The organism is Klebsiella sp. 54 (genome assembly GCF_018223875.1).
GTDB classification, from domain to species: domain Bacteria; phylum Pseudomonadota; class Gammaproteobacteria; order Enterobacterales; family Enterobacteriaceae; genus Klebsiella; species Klebsiella quasipneumoniae.
Window position 1 is genome coordinate 1,490,317 of sequence record NZ_JAGRRA010000002.1, and the last position, 21,783, is coordinate 1,512,099.

Consider the following 21,783-nt stretch of genomic DNA (forward strand, 5'->3'; position numbering starts at 1 on the left):
TTTAGACTCCACGTTGCTCAACAGGGGCAGGAGATGATTGTGATTTATTCGGGATCAAGCGATCGAGGACCATAATGATCGCCGGGGTCGCCAGGGCGACATACATGTTATTGATGCCGAACGGATCGCCAAGTAAATACCAAACGGAGGTCACCACGCAGGCGCCGATCAGACCGGCATTGGCGCCGCGGGTGCTCCGGAAAAACGGTGCGTAGAAGGCGATAACCGCCACCACGGTAATGGACAGGCGTATGGCGCGGGTGAAGAAGGAGAGTTTCAGCACTTCCGGCACCAGCAGCACAAAGACCAGCGGCAGGAAGCCGATAATTAACGATGCCCAGCGCGTGGCTCTGAACTCCTGGTCCGGGGTCGGGTTACGCCATGGCACGTAGAAATCTTTCACCACCAGCGAGGCAATGGCTAGGGCAACGGTACTAACGCTGACGAATATCGAGGCCACAAGTGACGTTGTCACGAGTCCCGCCAGCCAGGGATTCATGTCCTGCAGAAATACCGGCAGGGCGTACAGGCTGTTGATTTCCGGATGCAGATATTTCGCCGCCACGCCGATGATAGCGATGGCAAGGGCGATGGGCAGGCAGAAAAAGAAGGCGATCCAGGTGGAACGCTTTGCTGACCGGACATCTTTGGTGGAGCTGATCGCCTGGATAACAAACTGGGTGCAGAAGATGGAGCCGATGGTGCCGATAAGCCAGGCGAAGATGGTGCCAGCGCCAATGTTGCCATCCCACGTCCAGTAGTAATCCGGCATATTCTCAATCATCGGCGTGAAGCCGCCGGTTTTGGACAGAGCAAAACCCAGAATGATCAGCAGTCCGGCGTATTTTAACGCGCTGTGTAACATGGTGACCCAGGCGACGCCTTTCATGCCGCCGAAAGCGAAATAGAAGGTACTGACGATGGCGGTAATAAAGGCGGCCACGGGTAAGTTGACTTTTAAGACGGTGGAGATAGCCGCGGCGCCGCTGACGTAGTTGCCCACGTTAACCAGCAACAGCGCATAAATCATGATCAGGGAGATGATATTTTTGGTACTGGTGCCATATTTCTCAGCGATAGCGCCGGAGATGGTGATTTTCCCGGTGTTATAGATGCGTTTTACCAGAATCAAACCGAACAGCGGGAAACCGATGGCTGCCCCCAGCACGGACCATGAAGCGGCAATGCCGCTCTCAAAGGCGGCCTGAGCGGTACCGATGGTTGATTTGGCGCCAATATATTCCGACATCAGTAATATACCGACAATTAAGGCCGGCATGGCGCGCGAGCCTTCCATAAAATCCCCTGAATTTTTACTACGAATACGGAATGTCAGCCAGGTGGTAAACAGAATATAGGCAATGACAATGCCGACAATAATAAAGGTATCTTCAGCGGTAAAATGATTCATCTTAGCCTCTCTCTGGGCGTACGAATCCTGGGTACGACGGTACCCGGTCTGTTTTATTTACGAAACGCAGCGGGTATTACGCTAAATAACGGGCAATGATGCCGCGAATTTCCTGCAGCTGCTGGTCACTGAACTGCACCGCGTAGCGGCTGTCGCCCACCTCATGACCCATTAGCTGCAGAGCTTTCTTCACCGCCGCAGGCGAGAACGCCACTTTATACAGATCGGTGCGCAGGCCCGTTACCTGCTCCTGGGCCTGGCGCGATCCGACGATATCCCCGGCGTGAAAGCGCGACCAGATGGCGTTAATTTCCGCGGGCGCGACGTTGGCAAGCCCCGAGATGCATGCCGAACAGCCGTCGACAAATCCCTGATGGATAAGCGAGTCCGGTCCGTTCAGAACGTCGAAACCGTCGATATCGCGCACCGCGTCGAGAAAACCTTTCAGGCTGTCGTAGCTGCCGGCGCTATCCTTAATGCCGACAATATTCTTGTGCCTGGCCAGCTGACGCGCGGTCTCCGGGGCAATGGTGTTCCCGGTGCGGGCGGGAATGTTGTAAAGAAAAAGCGGGACGCTCAGCGCGTCGGCGATCGCCGTATAGTGGTTAATCAGTTCTTCCTGCTTCAAGGGCACGAACCACGGGGTAATGGCCGATACCGCATCAACCCCGAGGCGGGCGATCTGCTGGCCCAGCCGGAGAGTCTCTCGGGTGGAAACCTCCCCGATATGGGCCACCACCGGGACGCGACCGGCCGCTTCTTCCACGCAGGTTCTGGCGACGGCGATCTTCTCTTCCTCATTGAGGACAAAAAACTCGCCGTTGGTGCCGCCGCAGAAAATACCGTTGCCCGCGGCGATCTGGCGCTGCACCTGCTGGCGTAGCGCTGGCAGGTTAAGCGCGCCCTCGACGGTAAAGGGGGTGACGATGGCGGTCAGTACGCCGCTGATAGCTTTCCTCATTTTACTTTCTCCTGTTAGGCATGTTCTGGAAACAGCGTCTGGTAGATGGCCGCGATCTCTTCGCGGCTGACGCTGCAGGGGGCATTGTTCATCAGGCGTTTAACGTTTTGCGCCGCCGCGCTGAGGGCGGGAATGCTCTCCTGCGGCACGCCGAGAGCGGCCAGGTTGTCCGGCAGGGGCAGTCGTTTCACCAGCGCCGCCAGCCACGCCACCAGCGCATGGGATTTCTCTTCCTCGCTGAGCGTGCGATCCGCGTCGGGGATCAGATCCCAGACCTGAGCAAATTTCACCACCGCGTGGGGGCGGATCACCCGCATACAGGGCGCCAGAAGAATGGCGTTGGCCACTCCGTGGGGCAGATGCCAGGTGCCGCCGAGCGGATAGGAGAGCGCATGTACCAGGTGGGTGCCCGCATGGTTAATCGCCGCGCCGCCGTACCACGAGGCCCAGAGCATCTCCAGCTTCGCCGTCAGATCCTGCGGCTGATTCACCGAGCGTTCGATATGGCGCACCAGCTTGTGCAAACCGATTAACGCGGCGTTATCGCTTACCGGGTTGGCGACGGTGGAGGTAAAGCACTCCAGCAGATGGCACAGGGCATCAATGCCGGTCGACGCCGCGATGCTGGCCGGCATGCTGGTGGTCAGCTCCGGTAGCAGGGCGACATAGTCCGGCAGGAGCACCGGGGAGATGATCCCCACTTTGGTCTGCTGCTCGGGGATTGCCAGAATGGCGTTCGGCGTCGCTTCGGAGCCGGTCCCGGCGGTGGCCGGGATTAACAATGAGCCGATCCGTCGTTGCGGCTGCTCGCCTGCCAGCAGGGCCGTCAGAGCGGGCGCCTCAGGGTGCAGAAGTACGGACAGCAATTTTGCTACATCCAGCACGCTTCCCCCGCCGATGCCAACAACTAACTGTGGCTGGCTGGCGTCGAGCTGGCTGACGATCTGCGCCACATCGTGATGGCTGGGCTCGGCCGGTACCGTGTCAATGACCTCAACTACACGCCCCTTAGCCGCCAGCAGACGATGGATCGCCTGGGTTGCTTCCAGCGCCCCGACGTTCTTGTCGGTCACCAGCAGGATAGAGGTTTTACCGGCCAATAACGGGAGTAGAGCCGATGAGGCACCCGCCCCGCTGATAATCGTGCTGTGTATCGTCGCCACGCGTTTCTCCTTGGTAGCAATTGATTATTTTCAATCATTCGTGAGTTATGGAACTCGTCTGGTGGGGAAAAGTTATAATTTATACGGCGGATTAATAACTTGAGCTTGCTCACATTTAATCAATTATGATTGAATATAATCAATTCATAATTTCATCGACCACAAGGCAGGACAATGAACGACGGCAATAACAACGTGCTGGTGTTGGCGGATGACTTTACCGGGGCCAATGACGCCGGGGTCAGCCTCGCAGAGGCGGGAATGGCGGTGGAAGTGGCATTCACCGCCGGGCAGACGTCCTCCGTGCGGGCATTAATTCTCAACAGCGACAGCCGGGCGATGACCGCCGCCGAGGCGGCGGATAAGGTCACCGCTCTGCTGCGCGACGCAGCGACATTCGTCCCACACTGGCAGGTAAAGAAGATCGACTCCACGCTGCGCGGGAACCCCGGTGCCGAGCTGGAGGCCATGATGGCGGTGCAGAACTGCCGGGTGGCGGTGGTGGCGCCGGCGTATCCGGCGGCCGGGCGGCATACCCGTGACGGACGCTGCTATGTGTATGGGGTGGCCCTCGATCAGACCGAATTTGCCAGCGACCCGAAAACGCCGGTGAGCCGGGCGGAGATTAGCGAAATTATCGCCATGCAGAGCCGTCTTCCCTGTCTGACCTTGAACGCTACCCAGCTCCCGGCGGCATTAGCGATGGCGGGCGAGGAGAAGCGAGTATTGATTGTCGACGCCTGGGAAGACAGCCAACTGGATCAGGTGATCGACGCCGTCGCGCCCCATGCGCGAGAGACGCTGCTGGTCGGCTCGGCGGGACTTTGCGAGGCGCTGGCCCGCCGCCTTCGCCGCAGCGAGCAGGGGCCTCTGCTGGCGGTGGTTGGTTCGATGAGCGAGATGGCGCAGCGCCAGGTCGCTGCGCTGCAGGCTCATTCCCGAGTGAGGAAGATTGAAATTGATGTCGAACAGGCCTTTAGCGGATCGCCGAAGGAGGAAGCCTCGCGGATCGCCGAGGTGCTGCGTGAGGGGCAGCACTGCGTGGTGACCACCCGCCCGAATCACGCCGCCCGGCACGGGATTGAAGCCCTGTGTCGCGAACATGGCCTCAGCCGCGCGGCCTACGGGGAGCGCATCTGCGCCTGGCTTGCCGACGTCACGGCGCAGGCGGTGGCGCAGTGCCCTCCGGGCGCGCTGTATCTTTCCGGTGGTGATGTAGCCATCGCCGTCGCGCACGCGCTGGGTGCCAGCGGTTTCCAGATCCGTGGCCGGGTGGCGGCCTGCGTTCCTTACGGACATTTTCTCGGTGGCCGCTGGTCGCGGCCGGTGATGACCAAAGCCGGAGGATTCGGCACCGACACCACGCTGTTACATGTTGTGAATTTTATTGAGGAGAAACTGAGTGTCTAAAATGATTGCAGTCACAATGGGCGACCCGGCAGGTATTGGTCCGGAGATTATTATTAAATCCCTCGCCGAGGGGGCGCTGAGCGGCGCGCCGGTGGTGGTGGTAGGCTGCGCGCAGACGCTGCGGCGGATCCTGGCGCTGAATATCACGCCGCGGGTGGAGCTGCGCATCATCGACCATCCCTCCGAAGCAGTATTTACCCCGGCGACGATTAACGTTATCGATGAACCGCTCAGCGATCCGCAGGTGCTGCGTCCTGGTGAAGTCCAGGCTCAGGCGGGCGATCTGGCATTTCGTTGCATCAGACGGGCGACCGCCCTCGCACTGGAGGGCGCGGTCGCGGCCATCGCTACCGCACCGCTGAATAAAGAGGCGCTGCATCTCGCCGGGCACGCTTATCCCGGCCATACCGAACTGCTGGCCCACCTGACGCAGACTACCGATTACGCCATGGTGCTGTATACCGAGAAACTTAAAGTTATCCATATCACGACCCATATTTCCTTGCGCCAGTTCCTCGATACCCTCAACCAGCGGCGGATTGAGACGGTGATTGGCGTGGCGGATCGCTTTCTGCGCCGCGTCGGCTATCCGCGTCCGCGCATTGCGGTGGCCGGCGTGAATCCGCACGCCGGGGAGAACGGCCTGTTTGGCGATGAAGAGATCCGCATCGTCGCCCCCGCGGTGGCCGCCATGCGGGCGCAGGGCGTGGAGGTGACCGGCCCCTGTCCGCCGGATACGGTGTTTATGCAGTGTCATGAGGGGATGTACGACATGGTGGTGGCGATGTATCACGACCAGGGGCACATCCCGCTGAAGCTGCTGGGATTCTATGATGGGGTGAATATCACCGCCGGGCTGCCGTTTATCCGCACCTCTGCGGATCATGGCACCGCGTTTGATATTGCCTGGACAGGTAAAGCGAAGTCTGAGAGCATGGCAACCTCCATTGAGCTCGCCATGCACATCGCGCAGGAATAACATGAAGGGATATAACCGGTTAGAGCAGATTATGGACTTCCTGAAAAGCCATAATCTGGTGACAGTCGACCAGCTGGTGGCGGCGACCAACGCCTCGCCGGCCACCATTCGCCGTGACCTGATCAAACTCGATCAGGAAGGGGTGATCAGCCGCACGCATGGCGGGGTGACGTTAAACCGGTTTATTCCTGCCCAGCCGACGACGCTGGAGAAAGCCCAGCGCAGCCCGCTGGAAAAGCAGGCGATCGCCAGCGCGGCGGCAGCGCTGGTGAAAGCCGGCGACGCCATTGTGCTTGATGCCGGCACCACCATGATTGAACTGGCGCGGCAGATCACCCATCTGCCGCTGCGGGTGATCACCAGCGATTTACATATCGCCCTGTTTTTGTCGGAGTTTAAGCAGATTGAAGTGACGATTATCGGCGGCCGCATCGATGACAGCAGCCAGTCGTGCATTGGCGATCACGGCCGCCGCCTGCTGCAGGCCATCTGGCCCGATCTCGCCTTCGTCAGCTGCAACGGCTGGGACCTTGAGAAAGGGATCACCGCCCCGACGGAAGAGAAGGCCGCCCTGAAGCGCGATCTGATGGCCAATGCCCGCCGGCGCATCCTGCTGGCGGACAGCTCCAAATACGGTGCCTGGTCACTGTTCAACATTGCCCCGCTGGAGTCGTTGACCGATATCGTTACCGACAGCCACCTGCCGGAAGCGACCCGCGAGGCGCTGGTGACCCTTTCCCCACAGCTGATCATTGCCGACTGAACCAGACGTCGCCGTCTGCCATCAGGGCAGACGCGCGATATTGGCTTTGATTACCGCAATCGACTGGCTGAACTTCGCCTGCTCTTCGTCGGCGAGCCGCAGTTCGATAATCTGCTCCACGCCCCCCTGGGCCAGCACCGCCGGCACCCCAGCCGCCGCGCCGCAGACCCCGTACTCACCGTCAAGAATGCAGGAGACCGCCAGCGCGCGGTGGCTGCCGGTAAAAATATTACGGCAGATCTCGGCGATGGTGCCTGCCACACCATATTCCGTACAGCCTTTACCGGCGTAGATCTCAAACCCCAGCTTACGCACTTTGTCGGCCATCGCCTCGCGGTCGAGCGGCCGGCCGGTGCGCTGCTGGTAGAGGTCGGCTATCGGCGAGCCATATACCGAGGAGTGCGACCAAACCGGAAACTGAGTGTCGCCGTGCTCGCCGAGGATAAAAGCGTCGATGCTCTGGGCGCCAATGTTCAGCTCCTGCGCCAGCAGACGGCGCAGGCGGGTGGTATCCAGCCAGACGCCGGTGCCCAGCACCTGGCTGCGCGGCAGGCCGGAGAGCTGCCATACCTGCCAGGTGATGATGTCGCAGGGGTTCGTGGCCACCAGAAAGATGCCGTTAAACCCATTGGCCATCATCGTTGGCACGATGCGCTTCACTATCTTCGCGGTGGTGGTCAGTTCATCCAGTCGGCTCTGGCCTGGACGCAGCGCGCCGCCGGAGACGGTGATCACCGCGATGTCGACATCAGCGCAGTCGCTAGCCTCGCGGGTAGAGATGGTCATCATCCCTGGCAGATAGGCCGCGGCATCGCTGAGGTCCTGAGCGTGGGCCTCGGCGCGCTGTTGGTTAATGTCGACGAGGATCAGCTCCTCGCAGATGCTCTGATTGAGCAGCGCGTAGGCCGCCGACGCGCCGACGTTGCCGGCGCCAATAATCATCACTTTACGGGCTTTGGTGTGCATATTCAGCTCTCAAAAACGAACGGCAAGGGATAAAATTACTGTGTTTCAGTGAGTTAGCGCAAGTGGTTAGCGGCAATATAAGTTAATGCTATGGCGGAAACCGTCCTGAGGCGCGCTACAGTGGCGTAAAAAAAGGAGCTCACCTATGTATACCGTTACCGACATCGCCCCCACCGACGCCGAATTTACCGCCCTGATTGCCGCCCTCGACGCCTGGCAGGAGACACTCTACCCGGCAGAGAGCAACCATCTGCTGGACCTCGGCCAGCTGCCGCCAGAGACAGTGATCGCCCTGGCGATTCGCAGTCCGCAGGGCGAAGCCGTTGGCTGCGGGGCTATCGTCCTCAGCGCTGAAGGTTTTGGCGAGATGAAGCGGGTCTATATCGATCCTCAGCACCGCGGACAGCAGCTGGGAGAAAAGCTGCTGGCGGCCCTGGAGGAGAAAGCGCGGCAGCGCGACTGCCATACTCTGCGCCTGGAGACCGGCATCCATCAGCATGCGGCCATCACCCTCTATACGCGCAACGGCTATCAGACCCGCTGCGCGTTTGCCCCTTACCAGCCCGATCCGCTCAGCGTGTTTATGGAGAAACCGCTGTTCGCCGATCTTCGTTCAGCAGCGCTATAAACGCCTCCAGCTGGCGGGTTTTGGCGCCCCGGCGCCACACCAGCCAGGTGGTGAGCCAGCGCCACTCTTCCGCCAGCGGCCAGGCGGATACCTGCTGATGGCCGGGCATACTTTCCAGCATACTGCGCGGGATCAACGCCAGGCCCGCGCCGGCGATCACGCAGGCCAGCATCCCGTGGTAAGACTCCATCTCGTGGATCCTGCCCGGGGTCGCTCTGTCGGCATGAAACCAGCTCTCAAAATGGCGGCGGTAGGAACAGTTGGCGCGAAAAGCGTAGACATTTGCCCCGTTCACTTCGCTGGCGCGGGCGATGGGCGCGTGGCCGTAGGGGGCGACGATCATCATCTCTTCAGGGAACACCGGCAGCCCCTCCAGGCCCGGATGCACCAGCGGTCCATCAACGAACGCGGCGCTCAGGGCTCCCTCCAGCACGCCGTCGATCATCGTCCCGGAGGGGCCGGTGGAGAGGGCGAGATGAATTTTCGGGTAACGCTGATTAAAGTGGGCCAGGGTGGTGGGGATCCGCACCGCCGCGGTGCTCTCCAGCGAACCGAGAGAGAACAGCCCCTGGGGTTCGTCGCCCGCCACCACCATTCGCGCCTCGTCAACCAGGGCGAGGATCTGCTGGCTGTAGCGTAAAAAGCTGTGGCCCGCGGGCGAGAGGCGCAGCCGCTGGTTCTCGCGAATAAACAGCTCAACGCCAAGATCAGCCTCCAGCTGGCGGATGCGAGTGGTGAGGTTGGACGGCACACGATGCACTTTTTGCGCCGCCTGGGTGATGCTGCCGGTGCTGGCGACAGCGTTAAACATCTCAAGTTGAGTCAGGTCCATACCATTCTTCTTTTGTGAATGCGTTGCTTAATATTATTCATTTTCAATGAATGGAAAGGTAAGCCAGAATACGCTCACTTCGCAAGCAACGAGAGAGAGAATAACGATGAATTTATCTGCAACGCACGCCGTCTCCGTCAACCCGACTACCGGTGAGGTGGTCTCCTCGCTGCCGTGGGCCAGCGAAGGCGAGGTCGACGCGGCTATCGCTCTCGCCGCGGCGGGTTATCGCCAGTGGCGTCAGACGCCGCTCGCCGCACGCGCCGACGCGCTGCGCCGCATTGGGGCCGAGCTGCGCGCCCGCGGTGAAGAGGTGGCCCAGACGATCACGCTCGAGATGGGCAAACCGATTGCTCAGGCTCGCGGCGAGGTGGCGAAATCCGCCAACCTCTGCGACTGGTATGCCGAACATGGCCCGGCGATGCTGGCGACCGAAGCCACCCTGGTGGAAAATAACCAGGCGGTGATCGAATATCGTCCGCTGGGAGCCATTCTGGCGGTGATGCCGTGGAATTTCCCGGTCTGGCAGGTGCTGCGCGGCGCGGTGCCGATCCTGCTGGCCGGCAACAGCTACCTGCTGAAGCATGCCCCTAACGTAATGGGCAGCGCCCGTCTGCTGGGCGAAATTTTTGCCGCCGCCGGCCTGCCGGAGGGGGTTTTTGGCTGGGTCAATGCCACCAATGACGGCGTTTCGCAGATTATCAATGACGACCGCATCGCGGCGGTGACCGTCACCGGCAGCGTCCGCGCCGGAAAAGCGATTGGCGCTCAGGCGGGCGCAGCGCTGAAAAAATGCGTGCTCGAGCTGGGGGGATCCGATCCCTTTATCGTCCTGAACGACGCCGATCTGGATGAAGCGGTAAAGGCCGCCGTCACCGGCCGCTATCAGAACAGCGGCCAGGTGTGCGCCGCGTCGAAACGATTTATCCTCGAAGCCGGCATTGCCGAAGCCTTCACCCGCAAATTTGTCGATGCCGTCGCGGCGCTGAAGATGGGCGATCCGCGCGACGAGCAGAATTACGTCGGGCCGATGGCGCGATTCGATCTGCGCGATGAACTGCACCAGCAGGTCACGGCGACCCTCGATGAAGGCGCGACCCTGCTGCTGGGGGCGGAGAAAATCGAAGGGGCGGGCAATTACTACGCGCCCACGGTCCTGGGCAACGTCACCGCCGGAATGACCGGCTTCCGCCAGGAACTGTTTGGTCCGGTGGCGACCCTGACCACCGCCCGAGATGCGGACCACGCGCTGGCCCTCGCCAACGACAGCGAATTTGGCCTGTCGGCAACGGTCTACACCACCGACGAAGCGCAGGCTCAGCGCTTTGCCCGCGAGCTGGAGTGCGGCGGCGTCTTCCTTAACGGCTACTGCGCCAGCGACGCCCGGGTGGCTTTCGGCGGCGTGAAGAAGAGCGGTTTTGGTCGTGAACTGTCGCATTTTGGTCTGCACGAGTTCTGCAATGCGCAGACCGTCTGGAAAGACCGTCGCTAATCTGCGTTTGCCCCTGACGACCGTCGTTCTCGTCTGCTATACTCGCCCACCAAAATTCGACGGTGGGCAAGGAGCCGCGTGTGGCGACGGTGATCAATAACGCAATGCTGGAAGCCATTCTGGCAGAAATCAGGCCGCTGATTGGCCGCGGTAAAGTGGCGGATTATATTCCGGCGCTGGCCAGCGTCAGCGGCGACAAGCTTGGCATCGCTATCAGTACAGTGGACGGGCAACATTTTGCCGCCGGCGATGCGCATGAACGATTCTCCATCCAGTCGATCTCCAAAGTTTTGAGTCTGGTGGTGGCCATGAACCACTATCAGGAAGAAGAGATCTGGCAGCGGGTGGGGAAAGATCCCTCCGGACAGCCGTTTAACTCGCTGCTGCAGCTGGAGATCGAGCAGGGTAAACCGCGCAACCCATTTATCAACGCCGGGGCACTGGTGGTTTGCGACATGCTGCAGAGCCGGCTCAGCGCGCCGCGTCAGCGGATGCTGGAGATAGTCCGCCGCCTCAGCGGCGTGGCCGATATCGCCTACGATCCGCTGGTGGCCCGCTCTGAGTTTGAGCATTCGGCGCGCAACGCCGCCATCGCCTGGCTGATGAAATCCTTCGGCAACTTCCATAACGACGTCACCACCGTGCTGCAGAACTATTTTCATTACTGTTCGCTGGAGATGAGCTGCGTCGAGCTGGCGCGAACCTTTCTCTTCCTCGCCGATCGCGGCATCGCCCCGCACCTGGAAAAGCCGGTTATCGCGCCCATTCAGTCCCGTCAGGTGAATGCCCTGATGATGACCAGCGGCATGTACCAGAACGCCGGCGAGTTCGCCTGGCGCGTGGGGCTGCCGGCGAAATCAGGCGTCGGCGGCGGAATTGTGGCGATCGTGCCTCAGGAGATGGCGATCGCGGTGTGGAGCCCGGAGCTTGACGAGGCGGGTAACTCGCTGGCCGGGGTGGCGCTGCTGGAGAAACTGACTCAGCGGCTGGGGAGGTCGGTGTTCTGATGGTCGATCAGGATCGGTTGTTTGCTCGTCTGGCGCGCTCGACGTTTCGTTCGCGCTTCCGGCTGGGGATGAAAGAGCGGCAATATTGTCTCGATAAGGGACCGGAGGTCATCGACCAGCACGCCGCCGATTTCATTCGCCAGCGGCTGGCATCCGCCGCGCCGGCCAATGATGGCAAGCAGACGCCGATGCGCGGTCACCCGGTGTTTATCGCCCAGCACGCGACCGCCACCTGCTGTCGCGGCTGCCTGGAAAAATGGCACGCCATTCCCCACGGCCGCGCGCTGAGCGAGCAGGAACAGCGCTATATTGTGCAGGTGATCCACCGCTGGCTGGTGCTGCAGATGAACGCGCCGTCTGTGCGCTAATTTGCATTTGATCGGCGCCGGAGTATGCCTGATAAATATTCTCATGTTATGATAATCCGCTAACTAACTATTAACATAATAATTGCCTGAAACAATTAGACGGATAATTACTGAATGTCTTCACTGTCGATTCGGTCATTTACGCTGTTTCGTGAAGAACAACCCGTGCGCGATGCACTGGTCTTATTTACGTTAACGCTACTGCTGCATTTTCTGGGCGCCATGCTGCGTCTGGTGCAGGAGCTCTCTTTCTTCTGGCCGCTCAACGCCGTGATGGCCGGGATTTTTGCGCGCTACGTATGGCTTAATCGCAGCTATTTTTATGCCGTCTGCTTTGCGGCAATGCTGGTCTATGACGGATTAACCTCGCGCTGGGGAATGGGCTTTGCCTCATTGCTGATTAACTTCTCCAATATTGTCTTTATTGTGACCCTGGCGCAGCTGGTGCTGTGGGATAAACGACGCGCCGATTCCATGCCAGGCCCGATTAACGCGCTTAATTTATTCTGTTTCTGTCTGTTAGCCGCGTTGCTGTGCGCAGCGGTCGGCGCGCTGGGGTCGGTGGACGTCGAGCGCGCCACCTTTATTCCCCAGCTGGCGGACTGGTTTAGCGAGCAGTTCTCGACGGCGGTGCTTATCCTGCCGTTTATTCTGACCCTGACGCTGCCCTCGGCGTTAAGCGGTTTTCGCTTTCGCCAGCTGCTGCCGGCGCTGGCGCTGGTGCTGTCGATTGCCCTCGGCGTGGCGGTGGGCGGCGCCGGCAGCATTACCTTCCCATTACCGGCTCTGATCTGGTGCGCCGTGCGCTATCCGCTGCCGCTGACCTGCCTGTTGACCTTTCTTACCGGCATCGGCGAGATACTGCTGGTGGCCAACTCGTTAATTCACTTTTCGCCGGATACGCGAATGCAGCCGTGGCAGCTGTTCTCCACCCGCCTGGGGATCGCGGCGATGCTTATAAGCCCGGTGATCGTCGCCTCCAGCGTCGAGGCGATTAACATGCTGGTGAAGCAGCTGGCCCTGCGCGCTGATTTTGATTTCCAGACCCGCGTCTATTCCCGTTCCGGGCTGAGCGAGGCGCTGAAACGTCAGGCCTTGCCGGCGGATAAATTGCTGACGGTGATGGTGCTGGATATCGATGGCTTCAAGCGGGTGAACGATGCCCTGGGCCATGAAGGCGGCGATTGCGTGCTGACCCAGTTTGCCCAGCAGGTCAGGCAACTGGTGGGCGAGCAGGGGATGGTTGCCCGTATCGGCGGCGAGGAGTTTGCGGTAGCCGCCGTTGTCGACAGCACTCAGCAGGGCTATGTGCTGGCGGAGAAGATCCGCCACGGTGTGGAGTCGCAACCCTTCGGCCTCGGTCAGAACCCGATCCATCTGACCATCAGTATGGGACTGGAGACCCGCGAGGTGGGCCACGCCCGCATTACCGAACTGTTTAACCAGCTGCTGCTGGCGGCGGATGATGAAATGGTCAAAGCCAAACAGACCGGCCGTAACCGCATCTGTATGCCGGCGCTCACCGAAAGCGCGCCATAAGAAAATCCTATCAGGATCTCTCTTGTGTTAATTTTTGGTTAAAAACATAGTGATGTGGTCGATAACAGGGAGCTCTTATGACCACATCCTTTTCACTGCGCACGCTGTCGCGTGACGATATTCTTCATCATCTTCCGGCATTAAGCGATATCCTGGCCAGCTGCGTTAACGGCGGCGCCTCGGTGAGCTTTATGCTGCCTTTCAGTCTGCAAACCGCGACGACCTTCTGGCAACGCACCGCCGACAGCGTGGCGGCCGGGGAGCGCATCGTGCTGGCCGCCCTTGACGCTGATGGACGCCCCGTCGGCACCGTGCAGCTGATTATCAGCCAGCCGGAAAATCAGCCGCATCGTGCGGATGTCGCCAAACTTTTGGTTCACCAAAATGCCCGCCGCCAGGGTATTGCCAACGCGCTGATGGCGGAGCTGGAGCAGACCGCTCGCCGGGAAGGGAAGACAGTGCTGGTGCTGGACACGGCGACCGGCAGCGGGGCGGAGCAGTTCTATGTTCGCTGCGGTTGGGAAAAAGTGGGGGAAATTCCGCGCTATGCGCTGATGCCAGACGGCAAGATGACTGCCACCTCGCTGTTCTATAAGTTTCTGCCCTGACGGCCGCTATTGCAGAATGCTTTGATCAAAACAGGGTTTCAGTGGTCGTAAAACCTGATAACTTATTGGACCAATTACTCAGGTTGTATGACTACTATTTTAGAGGGAACCCATTGTGAAAACATTAAACCGTCGTGATTTCCCCGGCGCGCAGTACCCTGACCGTATCGTCCAGTTTGGTGAAGGCAACTTCCTGCGCGCATTCGTTGACTGGCAGATCGACCTGCTCAACGAGCATACCGACCTGAATGCGGGCATCGTGGTCGTTCGCCCCATTGACACGGATTTTCCACCGTCGCTGAACACCCAGGACGGCCTCTATACCACCATTATCCGTGGTCTCAACGAGCAGGGCGAAGCGGTTAGCGACGCGCGGTTGATCCGATCGGTTAACCGCGAAATCAGCGCTTACGCTGACTACGACGCTTTTTTACGTCTGGCGCATAACCCGGAGATACGGTTTGTCTTCTCCAATACCACCGAGGCAGGCATCAGCTACCATGCCGGGGATCGGTTTGACGACGCGCCGCCGGTCAGCTATCCGGCGAAACTAACCCGCTTGCTGTTTGAGCGTTACCAGCATTTCGCCGGCGCAGCCGATAAGGGATGGGTGATTATCCCCTGCGAACTGATCGATTATAACGGTGAGGCGCTGCAGGCCCTGGTCCTGCGCTATGCCGCCGAGTGGCAGCTGCCGCAGGACTTTATCAACTGGCTCACCTCGGCGAACACCTTCTGTTCCACCCTGGTGGATCGCATTGTGACCGGCTATCCGCGCGATGAAGTGGCGGCTCTGGAGGCGCAAACCGGCTATCAAGACGCTTTCCTCGATACCGCCGAGCACTTCTATCTGTTTGTTATCCAGGGGCCCGCTTCGCTGGCCAGCGAGCTGCGTCTCGATAAGCTGCCGCTGAATGTGCGTATCGTCGACGATATCAAGCCCTATAAAGAGCGCAAAGTGGCGATCCTTAACGGGGCGCACACCGCCCTGGTGCCGGTGGCCTTCCAGGCTGGAATCGACACCGTCGGCGAAGCGATGAACGACGCGGAGATTTGCGCGTTTGTCGAAAAAGCGATTTATGACGAGATTATTCCGGTGCTGGACCTGCCGCGCGATGAGCTGGTGTCATTCGCCAGCGCCGTGACCGGGCGCTTCCGCAATCCCTATATCAAACATCAGCTGCTCTCGATCGCCCTCAACGGCATGACCAAGTACCGCACCCGTATTCTGCCGCAGCTGCTGGCAGGGCAGAAGGCGCATGGCACGCTGCCGCCGCGCCTAACCTTCGCGCTGGCGGCGCTGATCGCCTTCTACCGAGGAGAGCGGGAGGGGACAAGCTATCCGGTACAGGATGATGCTGACTGGCTGACGCGCTACCAGACGCTCTGGGCCCGCCATCGCGACGGTCAGATAAGCACCCGCGAGCTGGTTTCCGCTGTGCTCAGCGTGGAGTCCCACTGGGAGCAGGATCTAAGCCAGATCCCCGGACTGGTGGATCAGGTCGCCGCTGACCTTGACGCTATTCTGACCCGCGGGATGCGCGACGCCGTCAGGCCGCTCTGCTGATAGCGAAGTCTCTTCTCTTCACCCGGCTGCGGCCGGGTTTATTGGCACTCAAATTAGTTACAACATACTTTTTTATTGTCCCGATAAAGCCGGTCAGCAGCCCCGCTGCAAAAGGCTTTTTAGTGCCAAATCGCCCTGCGCAGGCGGGAATTATGGTTAAGCCGCTTGAACAAATATCTGCGCAGGAAAATAATGGCCTTAATACCTGGTTCCTGCCAATGTTCGCAGGCTAATTCATTCATCTGTAAGGAAACTCGCATGGTCATCGATATCCGGGAAGTACGGCCGCATGACAAAGCCGAATGGCTTCAGCTCTGGGAAGGCTATACCCACTTCTACGGCAGTCCGCAGCCGGAAGAGGTGACCGAATGCACCTGGCAGCGGATGCTGGACGTGAACTCACCCGTGCTGGGCAGGGTCGCGGTGGTGGATGATACGGTGGTGGGATTCGCTATCTGCATTCTGCACGAAGGCACCTGGGTCACCACGCCAATCTGCTATCTGGAGGATCTGTTCGTCGATCCAGCCTTCCGCGGACAAGGCATTGCCAGAACGCTGATTAAGTCGCTGCAAACCGAAGGGGCTGATCAAGGCTGGTCACGTCTGTACTGGCATACTCGCCGTGATAATCCCGCCCGCCACCTGTATGATGAATTCACCCCAGCTGACGATTATGTACGCTACAGGATCACCCTTGACTCCTGAAGCGATAAGATGCTGTTAAGCTTTTCCCGCTATAACAGGGGAAACAGGCTCAGGAGAAGCAACGATGGAAAAACGTCTCGAAACAGTGGTCAATCTGATAATGTTTCTTTCGCTATTGGCGACGGCCTGGGATCTGTCACTGGTGCATCATCTCGCCTGGTAGCAACTAAATAGCCTGAATCGCGGCGCCCCTGCAGGCGCCGCCTGACTTATTCACCCGCCATTTTGCCGGCGCTAAAACTCCAGTCCTCCAGCTGGTTAAACTGGATCACCACCATCACGTCCTGCGGGCTGACCGCCATCTCATCGGCTAACCGCGCGCAGAGCCGACGATAGAGACCCTGTTTCTGCGCCCGGCGGCGCGGTTTTCCGGCGAAAATATGAAACAGCACGAAGCGATCGCTGCGACCGCCGCTAAGATAATGCGGGTCGTAAATGCGCTGCCCGTCGGCGGTCTGCTCGATAAACTGAAATTTGTCCGCCGGCGGCACGGCAAACTCCGCCACCAGGCACTCATGGAATAGCGCCGACAGCTGAGCAAACTCCGCGGGACGCCATGCCGTACCAAGCGAAATTCGGGTCAGAGGCATGGCGCCTCCTGCGCGTTCAGGCAGGTCAGGGCGCTGGCCGCCGCCGGCCAGCCGGCGTAGAACGCCAGGTGGGTAAATAATTCGACAATTTCCTCCTGGCTCAGGCCATTTTGATAGCCGTAGGCGATATGCCAGGGCAGTTGCTCGGTTTTGCCCAGCGCCGTCAGGGCGGAGAGGGTGATTAAGCTGCGTTCCCGGGGCGACAGCTCGCTGCGCGCCCAGATATCGCCAAACAGCACCGTTTCGGTCAGTTCTGCCAGTTTTGGCGCAATGGCAGCCAGCGTGTGGCGATCGACAGGGGTGGTATCCATGGTGACTCCCGTTACAGGTTGAAGTGGTCGTCACTGTCGCACGCTGAGGAATGTGTTGAATATCGCAATGTTCAGGATAATTGATCCTGAAAAACAGGAATGTTTGCTGGCTCGACTTGCTTATGTATTGGTTATGTTTTACGCCACGCTCAAGGCAACCGTCAGGCGGCTATTTTTCGCGCCACGATAAACAGACGTGGGAAGCGTAGAAGCACCATTCCGTTACACTGTAACGGATAGTGGTCGGCCAACGATGCCAAATAGCGGGTCAGAAAGGCGCTTTTGGCCTGCTCATCGAGGTCCGTCAGATAAGGTCCCAATCCGGTGCCCTGCAGCCAGTCGACTATCGCCTGATGAGAAGCGAGCGGATGAAGATAGGTGGTGCGCCAGATATCAACTTCACAGCCCTGACGGGTGAGCAGATCGTACCAGGCGTCCGGCGGAAGCAAGGGCTGGCGGCCGCGGTCCGGCAATCCCAGCTCGCCGGCGACCTGACGCATCAGAGTATGGGAGGGCTCCTGCCAGTTATCCGGCATCTGCACCGCCAGCGTACCGTTATCCGCCAGCTGATTCACCAGATGCGGAAACAGCGTCTCATGATCCGCCAGCCACTGCAGCGAGGCGTTGGCATAGATCACGTCTGGCGGTTGCGCAGGCCGCCAGCTGGCGATATCGGCCTCGATGAACTCACAGTCGGGTAAGGCCCGCACCGCCTGGTCCAGCATGGCCGGGGAGTTATCGATACCGACGATCGCCGCCAGCGGCCAGGCGGCACGCAGCAGGCGGGTACTGTTGCCCGGCCCACAGCCGAGGTCAACGACGCTCTCAACCTGCAGGTGAGCGATACGGGAAAGCAGGTCAGCCGCCGGGCGGGTGCGCTCAGCGTCAAACTGCAGATACAGCGAAGGATTCCAGTCAGCCATCGGGCGTTGTCCTGTGTGAGGGAGACAGGGCAAAGCCTAGAACGCCCAGGGCCGCCTGTCAGGGTAAATGATCCCCTGCAGCATCTGGCAGCGTGACACTGTCACAGATAAAATGGCATCAGCAGGCTATCGCGTGCGGTATGGGCACATTGTGAGGGGAAGCGGATTGGTCAGCATCTGCGCCCGCAGCGGGCGCAGTGGCTTATTCGGCGTTCTTCAGCGCTTCGGCGCGGCTGGCGGTGGCGTAAACAAAATCCAGCATCGGCTCGAGATCGGTATCGTAGCCGGCCTGAATAATCTTCCCGCGCAGCCATTCGATTTCACTGGTGATATCGGGATGGAAAATGTTGTTATCCTGCGCCCGGCGCAGCCATTTCAGCAGAAAGTTGTTCTTTCCTCGGATACCGCCCGACTTTTTCGACTTTCCGTGCATCTTCAGCGCGACCAGGACGCAGTAATAGAAATGAACGCGCTGATTAAAACTTTGGTGCATGTCTGTGTTTCCCGCCAGAATCAGGAATTCACCGTGTGGGTCAGTGATTCGGATTGGACTACGGCGGCGGGCTGGATCGTTGCGCGATCTCTGTTGTTTTCCGCCACCGTCCTTGCATCTGTCGCCAGACGCTGAGGGGGATGTTGGCACGGAAGCCGAATCGTCGTCAATTGCCGATTCGTTTTTTGCCGGTGTCGGCAGCCCGCGGCGATCCGCGATCCGGGCCTGGCTACGTCCTGACCGCTGCCCGCTGTTGCAGATGTACGCGTAAAATCAGAAGGAAAGCGAACACGACGACGATCGCCGCCAGCAGATACAGGGTGGAGAGATCGTAGTAGCCGGCGACCCAGCCGGCCAGCGGCCCGGTCAGCCCCAGCGCGAGGTCAAGGAACGCCGAGTAGGTGCCGAGGGCGGTCCCCTGGTTTTGCTCTTCCACCTGTTTTACCGCCTCAACCCCCAACGCCGGGAAGACCAGCGAAAAACCCGAGCCGGTAAGGAAGGCGCCGATGCCCGCCACCCAGGCTGATGGCGCCAGCCAGATAAGCAGCAGGCCGAGACATTCGATGACGAAGCAGGCCAGGGAGACCGGGACTCCGCCATAGCGGGTAATGGTATTCCCCAGCACCAGGCGAACACAGATAAAGCCGACGCTGAACAGCGAGAGGGTAAACGCGGCGCCCTGCCAGCTGTGCGCGGCAAAGTAGAGGGTGATAAAGGTGGCGATAACGCCGAAACCGACGGTGCCAAAGGCCAGCCCCAGGCCATAAGGCCAGATTTTGCGCACCACCGCGTGAAAGGGCGCTCTGACACCGGCGGTCACGCTGACGTCTTGCCGCGTGCGGGCGAACAGCAGGCCGATGGCGGCGACCAGCACCACCACCGTGGCAAAGCCGCTGATGCCGAAATAGTGGTTAAGGGTGACCCCCAGCGGCGCGCCCACCGCCATCGCCACATAGGTCGCCACGCCGTTCCACGAGATCACCCGTGACGTATGGATCGCGCCGACGGTTTTGATCCCCCAGAGGGTGGCTCCGGTGGCGGTAAAGCTCTCGCCGACGCCAAGAAATACCCGGCCCGCCAACAGCGCGGCAATCGCCAGCATGGGCATCGTCTGCAACATTACCGCCAGCAGCGTGAAGGCGCCGCTAAGCAGACAGCAGACGATCCCGAGGCTAACCACTCTTTTCGGCCCCCAGATATCGGTATAGCGCCCGGCGTGCGGCCGGCTTATTAGCGTGGAGATGTACTGCAGACTGATCACAATACCGGCGACAAAGGTGCTGTAGCCCAGCTGATAGTGAATATAACCCGGTAGAACGGCCAGTGGCAGACCAATCGAGAGATAGCAGATACAGGTAAAAACAACGATCGAAATGATGCGCAAATTAAGCTGCGTGGTGCTGACGGAAGTGCTCATAGGGATAAAGGGTTAATACATAGGGATGTTTAGCATAGCGCGCCGCGAGAAGGCTGGCGAGTCGGGAAGGCGTTTTATCGGTAACCGACGGGAACGTTGTCTGTCCGAAGGTAAATAATTGCTTTTGCAGCGGTTGACGCCAGCCCCGATCATCGTCAGCTCGCCGCCACATGCGACTCATCGCCCACCACGCCCCAGGCGCGGTTTTGCAGCACGGTGCGATAGCCGTCGCGGTCGACGAAAGTGACGCCGTTGACCTCCCAGTAGGGGTTGAACGCCGTGACGCGCAGAAACCCGGCGGCGTCCATGGCGCTGCATTGTGCCTCCCAGGCCTGACGCTGCGGATAGTACAGCACCAGCAGATCTTCATCTCCTGGCGAGGGGGTAACGGGATGGTGGCGGCAGTGGGTGAATTCCAGATGCCAGCTGGCATCCGCGGAGCCGATCATAATCCCGCTAAATCCTTCATGATCGGTAAAGCTGCCAAGTTCCTGCAGCCCCAGCCCGGCACAATACATGCTGGCGCTGGTCTCCAGTTCGCTGACCGGTCTGGCGATGCGCATGTGGCAGAACGACATATTGACTCCCATAAGGCGTAGGCCGGGTCAGGCGCAGCCGCCACCCGGCAAAAAAGCGGCGTCACAGCCGCGACCTGTGGCGAAAAGCGATTCTGTCGCTGTTGTCGCTCGGGTTGATACTGTAGCGGCAAAACGCCTCTGCGTTTGTCGGCAAGAGCTCTGGGTCGCCCCCTGCGCGTGTGTCACTGAATCCTCTTCTAGCTTAGCCGTTCGCAGCGCTTTGCAACAGGATGCGCCACTCGCTGAGGGCGGAGGTGCTGAACCCCTGACGCCAGATAAGCTGGGTGGTCGCCTCGCACAGCGGTTCGCTAAGGCAGTTTTCGGGAAGCGTCATCAGCGACAGCACGCTCTGCGGCAGCAGGCAGACGTAGCGCCCGGAGGCCACGCAGGCCAGCATGCTGTGATAGGAACTAACCTCATGCACCTCGACGGCCGCCTGTTGCTCCGCCAGCCAGCGCTCTCCTAACGCCCGATAGCTGCAGCCGCTGGTAAATGCCGCGAACCGCAGCGGGCCAGCGCCCTGCGGCCGGACCAGCATCAGGGTTTCCTGAAACACCGGGACAGATTCCAGCCCGGGCGGGCATGTCGGTTGGCCATCCGGCCCTGGCGGCAGGCAGACCAGCGCGGCATCGAGGGCGGCGGTAAATACCCCCTCGGTTAACTGGCGGGTCGGCCGGGTGCTGAGGGTGACATCCACCTGCGGGCATTGCTGTTGGAAGCGGGTAAGCAGCGGCGGCAGACGGCTGGCGGCGGTCGCCTCCATCGCGCCCAAACGCAGGCTGCCGCCGGGTGTGGTCGGATGCAGAGCCTGCTTTGCCTCCTCCGCCAGGCTCAGGATCCGCCGGGCATAGCTGAGGAACTGTACGCCTGCCGGCGACAGTACCATTTTTTTGTTGCCGCGGACGAAAAGTTCCACGGCAAGCTCCTCTTCCAGCTGCTGAATACGGGTGGTGATATTAGACTGGGCGCGGCCCAGCCGTTTTGCTGCCAGGGTGACGCTTTGCGTGTCGGCCACCTGGATAAAAATTTGCAGTGTGCTGTGGTTCATATTTTTATTCTCAATATGATAATG

General features: G+C 60.0%; 23 protein-coding genes. 11 read left to right on the forward strand and 12 right to left on the reverse strand.

Going from position 1 to position 21,783, the window contains the following annotated elements; genetic code table 11:
* Nucleotide 1: 1 nt before the first annotated feature.
* From KHQ24_RS08840 to KHQ24_RS08850, 3 genes are all read right to left on the reverse strand, one after another.
* Nucleotides 2-1,411, reverse strand: a complete 1,410-nt coding sequence (locus KHQ24_RS08840; RefSeq protein WP_048324146.1) for a sodium:solute symporter family protein — start codon at nt 1,409-1,411, stop codon at nt 2-4.
* A gap of 76 nt (nt 1,412-1,487) precedes the next feature.
* Nucleotides 1,488-2,372, reverse strand: coding sequence for a dihydrodipicolinate synthase family protein (locus KHQ24_RS08845; protein WP_065904759.1), 885 nt, complete (start codon nt 2,370-2,372; stop codon nt 1,488-1,490).
* A 14-nt stretch (nt 2,373-2,386) separates the two neighbouring features.
* Entirely contained in the window at nt 2,387-3,535 is a 1,149-nt protein-coding gene (locus tag KHQ24_RS08850) for an iron-containing alcohol dehydrogenase (RefSeq protein ID WP_108432950.1), read from the reverse strand.
* A 174-nt stretch (nt 3,536-3,709) separates the two neighbouring features.
* Here KHQ24_RS08850 and dtnK point away from each other — a divergent pair, with 174 nt between their 5' ends.
* The 3 genes from dtnK to KHQ24_RS08865 are packed head-to-tail and all read left to right on the forward strand — an operon-like array spanning nt 3,710 to nt 6,687.
* Nucleotides 3,710-4,945 (forward strand): D-threonate kinase, encoded by a 1,236-nt coding sequence (gene dtnK, locus KHQ24_RS08855; protein WP_064150075.1) that lies wholly within the window; start codon nt 3,710-3,712, stop codon nt 4,943-4,945.
* Nucleotides 4,938-5,924: a D-threonate 4-phosphate dehydrogenase gene (locus KHQ24_RS08860; RefSeq protein ID WP_211777228.1), complete on the forward strand. Its 987-nt coding sequence runs from the start codon at nt 4,938-4,940 to the stop codon at nt 5,922-5,924. Before dtnK ends, KHQ24_RS08860 begins: the two co-directional genes overlap by 8 nt.
* 1 nt (nt 5,925) lies before the next feature.
* Nucleotides 5,926-6,687: a DeoR/GlpR family DNA-binding transcription regulator gene (locus KHQ24_RS08865; RefSeq protein WP_048324158.1), complete on the forward strand. Its 762-nt coding sequence runs from the start codon at nt 5,926-5,928 to the stop codon at nt 6,685-6,687.
* Between the two features lie 21 nt (nt 6,688-6,708).
* On the opposite strand, the gene KHQ24_RS08870 is transcribed toward KHQ24_RS08865, so the two are convergent.
* Entirely contained in the window at nt 6,709-7,653 is a 945-nt protein-coding gene (locus tag KHQ24_RS08870) for an L-lactate dehydrogenase (RefSeq protein ID WP_032456013.1), read from the reverse strand.
* 145 nt (nt 7,654-7,798) lie between these two features.
* Here KHQ24_RS08870 and KHQ24_RS08875 point away from each other — a divergent pair, with 145 nt between their 5' ends.
* On the forward strand, nt 7,799-8,281 hold the full coding sequence (locus KHQ24_RS08875; RefSeq protein WP_017900361.1) for a GNAT family N-acetyltransferase: 483 nt from the start codon (nt 7,799-7,801) through the stop codon (nt 8,279-8,281).
* Here the strand turns inward: KHQ24_RS08875 and ptrR are convergent.
* Nucleotides 8,235-9,113 (reverse strand): putrescine utilization regulator PtrR, encoded by an 879-nt coding sequence (gene ptrR / locus KHQ24_RS08880; RefSeq protein ID WP_032456014.1) that lies wholly within the window; start codon nt 9,111-9,113, stop codon nt 8,235-8,237. The genes KHQ24_RS08875 and ptrR overlap by 47 nt on opposite strands.
* 106 nt (nt 9,114-9,219) lie before the next feature.
* On the opposite strand from ptrR, the gene sad reads away from it, so the two are divergent.
* The 7 genes from sad (at nt 9,220) to KHQ24_RS08915 (ending at nt 16,399) form a co-directional block, all read left to right on the forward strand.
* Entirely contained in the window at nt 9,220-10,605 is a 1,386-nt protein-coding gene (gene sad / locus KHQ24_RS08885) for a succinate-semialdehyde dehydrogenase (RefSeq protein ID WP_064150070.1), read from the forward strand.
* Between the two features lie 80 nt (nt 10,606-10,685).
* Nucleotides 10,686-11,612, forward strand: a complete 927-nt coding sequence (glsB, locus tag KHQ24_RS08890; protein ID WP_004205960.1) for a glutaminase B — start codon at nt 10,686-10,688, stop codon at nt 11,610-11,612.
* A complete protein-coding gene (locus KHQ24_RS08895) occupies nt 11,612-11,980 on the forward strand; it encodes a DUF4186 domain-containing protein (RefSeq protein WP_004205959.1) in 369 nt (122 codons plus the stop codon). The genes glsB and KHQ24_RS08895 overlap by 1 nt, the downstream gene beginning before the upstream one ends.
* Before the next feature lie 114 nt (nt 11,981-12,094).
* Nucleotides 12,095-13,519, forward strand: a complete 1,425-nt coding sequence (locus tag KHQ24_RS08900) for a GGDEF domain-containing protein (protein WP_080840959.1) — start codon at nt 12,095-12,097, stop codon at nt 13,517-13,519.
* A gap of 77 nt (nt 13,520-13,596) precedes the next feature.
* Entirely contained in the window at nt 13,597-14,127 is a 531-nt protein-coding gene (locus KHQ24_RS08905; protein WP_049092133.1) for a GNAT family N-acetyltransferase, read from the forward strand.
* Nucleotides 14,128-14,242: 115 nt separating this feature from the next.
* Nucleotides 14,243-15,694 carry a tagaturonate reductase gene (locus KHQ24_RS08910; RefSeq protein WP_049003684.1) on the forward strand — a complete coding sequence of 484 codons (1,452 nt, stop codon included), beginning with the start codon at nt 14,243-14,245 and terminating at the stop codon, nt 15,692-15,694.
* A 258-nt stretch (nt 15,695-15,952) separates the two neighbouring features.
* Nucleotides 15,953-16,399, forward strand: coding sequence for a GNAT family N-acetyltransferase (locus KHQ24_RS08915; RefSeq protein WP_049115609.1), 447 nt, complete (start codon nt 15,953-15,955; stop codon nt 16,397-16,399).
* A gap of 209 nt (nt 16,400-16,608) precedes the next feature.
* Here KHQ24_RS08915 and KHQ24_RS08920 read toward each other — a convergent pair whose 3' ends face one another.
* The 7 genes from KHQ24_RS08920 to KHQ24_RS08950 form a co-directional block, all read right to left on the reverse strand.
* Nucleotides 16,609-16,989 carry a tautomerase family protein gene (locus KHQ24_RS08920; RefSeq protein WP_004205951.1) on the reverse strand — a complete coding sequence of 127 codons (381 nt, stop codon included), beginning with the start codon at nt 16,987-16,989 and terminating at the stop codon, nt 16,609-16,611.
* Complete coding sequence (locus tag KHQ24_RS08925) at nt 16,980-17,300, reverse strand: carboxymuconolactone decarboxylase family protein (RefSeq protein WP_049115607.1); 321 nt, start codon at nt 17,298-17,300, stop codon at nt 16,980-16,982. The genes KHQ24_RS08920 and KHQ24_RS08925 overlap by 10 nt, the downstream gene beginning before the upstream one ends.
* Nucleotides 17,301-17,461: 161 nt before the next feature.
* A complete protein-coding gene (gene tam, locus KHQ24_RS08930) occupies nt 17,462-18,223 on the reverse strand; it encodes a trans-aconitate 2-methyltransferase (RefSeq protein WP_065697134.1) in 762 nt (253 codons plus the stop codon).
* Between the two features lie 202 nt (nt 18,224-18,425).
* Nucleotides 18,426-18,716 (reverse strand): hypothetical protein, encoded by a 291-nt coding sequence (locus KHQ24_RS08935; protein WP_004205945.1) that lies wholly within the window; start codon nt 18,714-18,716, stop codon nt 18,426-18,428.
* A gap of 229 nt (nt 18,717-18,945) precedes the next feature.
* Complete coding sequence (locus KHQ24_RS08940) at nt 18,946-20,133, reverse strand: MFS transporter (RefSeq protein ID WP_049115604.1); 1,188 nt, start codon at nt 20,131-20,133, stop codon at nt 18,946-18,948.
* A 155-nt stretch (nt 20,134-20,288) separates the two neighbouring features.
* Nucleotides 20,289-20,711, reverse strand: a complete 423-nt coding sequence (locus KHQ24_RS08945; RefSeq protein WP_004205943.1) for a VOC family protein — start codon at nt 20,709-20,711, stop codon at nt 20,289-20,291.
* 202 nt (nt 20,712-20,913) lie between these two features.
* Nucleotides 20,914-21,759 (reverse strand): LysR substrate-binding domain-containing protein, encoded by an 846-nt coding sequence (locus KHQ24_RS08950; protein ID WP_064187244.1) that lies wholly within the window; start codon nt 21,757-21,759, stop codon nt 20,914-20,916.
* Nucleotides 21,760-21,783 lie beyond the last annotated feature (24 nt).